Consider the following 3,200-nt stretch of genomic DNA (forward strand, 5'->3'; position numbering starts at 1 on the left):
CCGCCGCACCGATGGCTACGGCGGCTCGCTGCCGAACCGGCTGCGGATGCTGGTGGAAGTGTTCGATGCGGTGCGTGCCGCGGTGTCGGACAAGGTCGCCGTGGGCGTGCGCATCTCCGCCAGCGACTGGGTCGAGGGTGGCTGGGACATCGTGCAGAGCGAGGCGCTGGCACAGGTGCTGGACGCGCGTGGTTGCAATTTCCTGCACGTCTCCAGTGGTGGCCTGCATGAGCGCCAGAAGATCAGCGTCGGCCCGGGCTACCAGGTGCCGTTCGCGGCGGCGATCAAGGCCAAGAAAGTGCGCATGCCGGTGATCGCGGTGGGCATGATCACCGAGCCTGAGCAGGCCGAATCGATCCTGCGCCATAACCAGGCCGATGCCATCGCGCTGGCCCGCGGCATCCTGTACGACCCGCGTTGGCCGTGGCACGCCGCTGCTGCGCTGGGTGACAGCGTGGTGCCGGCGCCGCAGTACCTGCGCTGCGAGCCGCGCGACGCACGCGGCGTGTTCAGTCCGCGCTGAGCATTACACCTGCCAGGCCGGCGGCAGGCCGGCCTGCAGGTGCTCGAACAGCGCGCGGATCTTGGCGGTGAAATCGCGGCGGTCACTCACGCAGAAATAGACCTCCATCGGCTCCGGCTTCCAGTCGGTGGCGGGCCCGAACACCGGTTGCAGGCGCCCGTCACGCAGATACGGTTCGGCCACGAACGCTGCCAGCCGGGTAATGCCCGCTCCGGCAGCGGCCAGTTCGGCCAGCGCGTCGATGTCATCGCAGACCATGCTCGGCGGCAATGCTGCGTCCACGCGCTGACCATCCTTCAGCAGGCCCCAGCGCAGTGGCCGGCCATCGGTGGGGAAGCGGTGCAGCAGGCCGCGATGGGCGGCCAGCTGCGCCGGTTCCAGCGGCGTGCCGTGTGCCTGCAGGTACGCTGGCGATGCGCAGAACACGAACGGAATACGTGCCAGAGGGCGCGCCACCAGCCCGTCCTCCAGCTGTGCACCGATGCGGATGCTCGCATCCACCGCCTCGGCGCCGTGCTGCACGGCGCGATCGGTCAGGCGCAGTTCCAGCTGCAGCTGCGGGTAGCGCTGCTGCAGCGAGGGCAGCAGCGGTGCCAGCACGTGCCGGCCGAATGCGCTGCTGCTGGCGATGCGAAGGGGCCCGGCCGGTTCTACGTCGCCGGTGACCATGGCCTGCGCGCGGGCCAGATCGGCTTCGAGATGCCGCACCTGTGCCAGGTACACCGTGCCGGCCTCGCTCAGCGCCAGCTGGCGCGTACTGCGGTTCAGCAGGCGTACGCCCAGGTGGGCTTCCAGACGGTTGATGTTCTGGCCCACGGCGGTGGCGCTGATGCCAAGGGTGCGGGCCGCAGCGGCAATGCTGCCGGTCTCTGCGGTGCGGGTGAAGCTGCGGATGAGCTGCAACAGGTTCATGACCGACCAGCTTGCCATGTGGAAGGCCAAGTATCGCTTGGGTCTGTACCAAGCGCCGCTTTGCCCGCGAACCCCGGCGGCCGGTGGCATAGGAATTGTTGCAATGCAGGCGTCGCGAGACCGCTCGCACAATCCTGCCGCAACGCCCCGCACTACGCTGACCATGGCACGTCCGCCGCATACAGGAGTTCATCATGCAGAACCGCACACGCGTCTCTTTGCTTGCACTGGTGCTTGCTTACTCCGCTGCCGCTGCCGCTGCCGCTCAGACGGGCGATGGTGTGCGGGAATCAGTACGTGAGCAGGTGCTCGTCGCGCAGAAGAACGCCCAGATATCCAGCGCAGCGCGCCTGGACAGCTACCTCGCCGTGATCCCCGTGGATTCGCCGCTGGCGCTTCTGTCCGTGCACGGGCTGGAGCAGTTCCTGACCTCGCTGTCGTTCAACGAGAACGGCCTGGTTGGCTACTCGACGGAAGCCATCGCCAGCGAGCTGAGCTACGGTCAAGCACACCGGCTGCTGTCGTTGTTCGGTGCCGAACGCACACTCCGGCTGATGCCAGGGTTGCGTGTCGAGAATGAGGTTGATCGCGATATCCACCGCTCGTATGTCCAATCCGGTGAGCTCGTGGAGGATCACATGGGATATCGATGTGTCGCCCGTGCCACGTGCAGAGAGTCCACAGAGTTCGTCTGCATGTCGGGTTGTTGAGCGCGCATGCTGCTCTCCGGATGGATGCTTGTTCTAGGAGCTGCGTCCAGTATCAGCCCTGTATCCATGTGCAAGGCCGATACCTACACACAGCTGTTGAAGGCGGAGGCGACAACGCTGGATGCATCTGCACGTGATCGCATCGAGGCGCTGTCGCACATCTACGTTGCGGGTCGCAGGGCATCACGTGCGGTCGGCTGCAGAAACAAGGACCGCATCATCGAGGACCAGTTCAAGGCTGCGGCGCTGTTCGCCAACTACGTACCGGATGCCGAACCGCTGCGCAATGCGTTGGCACAGTACGGCCTGTTGGTCGAGCGCGGCACCGTCGGCGCTGAGCATCATCGCAGGCTGATAGGACTACACGTGGCAAGGGGCGATTTTGCCCAAGCAGAACGGTTGCGCCGCCAGTGGCTCAGCAATGTCCCGGCGCTTCCGCGGGTTCTTCCGGGCCGCTTCCCGCCCGGCCTGCCCGTGTACGCTGTCCAGGCTGACGGTTCCCTCGTTCGTGATTCGATACGGTTGAGCGGAGACCAGGTTGTTGCCATCGTTCATCCGCGCTGTGGCCACTCACGAAGAGCCCTGCAGAACATTGTCGCCCAACCTGCCTACCAGGGGCTCCGCGCTAAGCTGGTGTTGGTAGTGCCCAATGGCCCGCACTGGGCCGGCGATAGCATCGCCGAATGGAATGGACTTCATCCTGAGCTGCCGATGAGCGTGATGTACATGGACAAGAGGTGGGCGGCTTTCGACCGTCAGCAGACTCCGGTCTTTCACCTTGTTCGCGAGGGTCGGGTCATTGAAACTGGAGCCGGTTGGCGAGGTGCGGGGGAGGAACTTGCTCCAATCATGCGCGCTCTGGGCCTTGTCTCCAACTGATGGTTGCATTTGACAGCATCGTCCACCGCGCAACGGTGCTGCCCTACACTCGGGCAATGCGCCCCGATTCCATCCTCACCCTCTCCTGTCCCGACCGCACCGGCATCGTCTACCGCGTGTCGGGCCTGTTGTTCGACCACGGCTGCAACATCCTCGATGCCCAGCAGTTCGGTGAC

The 3,200-nt window shown here is 65.3% G+C and carries 5 protein-coding genes; 4 read left to right on the forward strand and 1 reads right to left on the reverse strand.

The features are described 5' to 3' along the window. A partial coding sequence (locus tag DBR20_RS07285) for a tRNA-dihydrouridine synthase (RefSeq protein ID WP_181393041.1) occupies positions 1–523 on the forward strand: 523 nt, incomplete at its 5' end. Positions 524–526: 3 nt separating this feature from the next. On the opposite strand, the gene DBR20_RS07290 is transcribed toward DBR20_RS07285, so the two are convergent. Continuing rightward, positions 527–1,435 carry a LysR family transcriptional regulator gene (locus DBR20_RS07290; RefSeq protein ID WP_108265712.1) on the reverse strand — a complete coding sequence of 303 codons (909 nt, stop codon included), beginning with the start codon at positions 1,433–1,435 and terminating at the stop codon, positions 527–529. A gap of 194 nt (positions 1,436–1,629) precedes the next feature. Between DBR20_RS07290 and DBR20_RS07295 the strand changes: the two genes are divergently transcribed. The 3 genes from DBR20_RS07295 to DBR20_RS07305 all read left to right on the forward strand — a co-directional run. Further along, positions 1,630–2,145, forward strand: coding sequence for a hypothetical protein (locus DBR20_RS07295; protein WP_108265713.1), 516 nt, complete (start codon positions 1,630–1,632; stop codon positions 2,143–2,145). A 6-nt stretch (positions 2,146–2,151) separates the two neighbouring features. Then, positions 2,152–3,024, forward strand: coding sequence for a hypothetical protein (locus tag DBR20_RS07300; RefSeq protein ID WP_108265714.1), 873 nt, complete (start codon positions 2,152–2,154; stop codon positions 3,022–3,024). A gap of 56 nt (positions 3,025–3,080) precedes the next feature. Next, a partial coding sequence (locus tag DBR20_RS07305) for an ACT domain-containing protein (RefSeq protein ID WP_146186968.1) occupies positions 3,081–3,200 on the forward strand: 120 nt, incomplete at its 3' end.

Origin of the sequence: Stenotrophomonas sp. HMWF023, from assembly GCF_003060985.1 — a bacterium.
GTDB classification, from domain to species: Bacteria; Pseudomonadota; Gammaproteobacteria; order Xanthomonadales; family Xanthomonadaceae; genus Stenotrophomonas; species Stenotrophomonas lactitubi.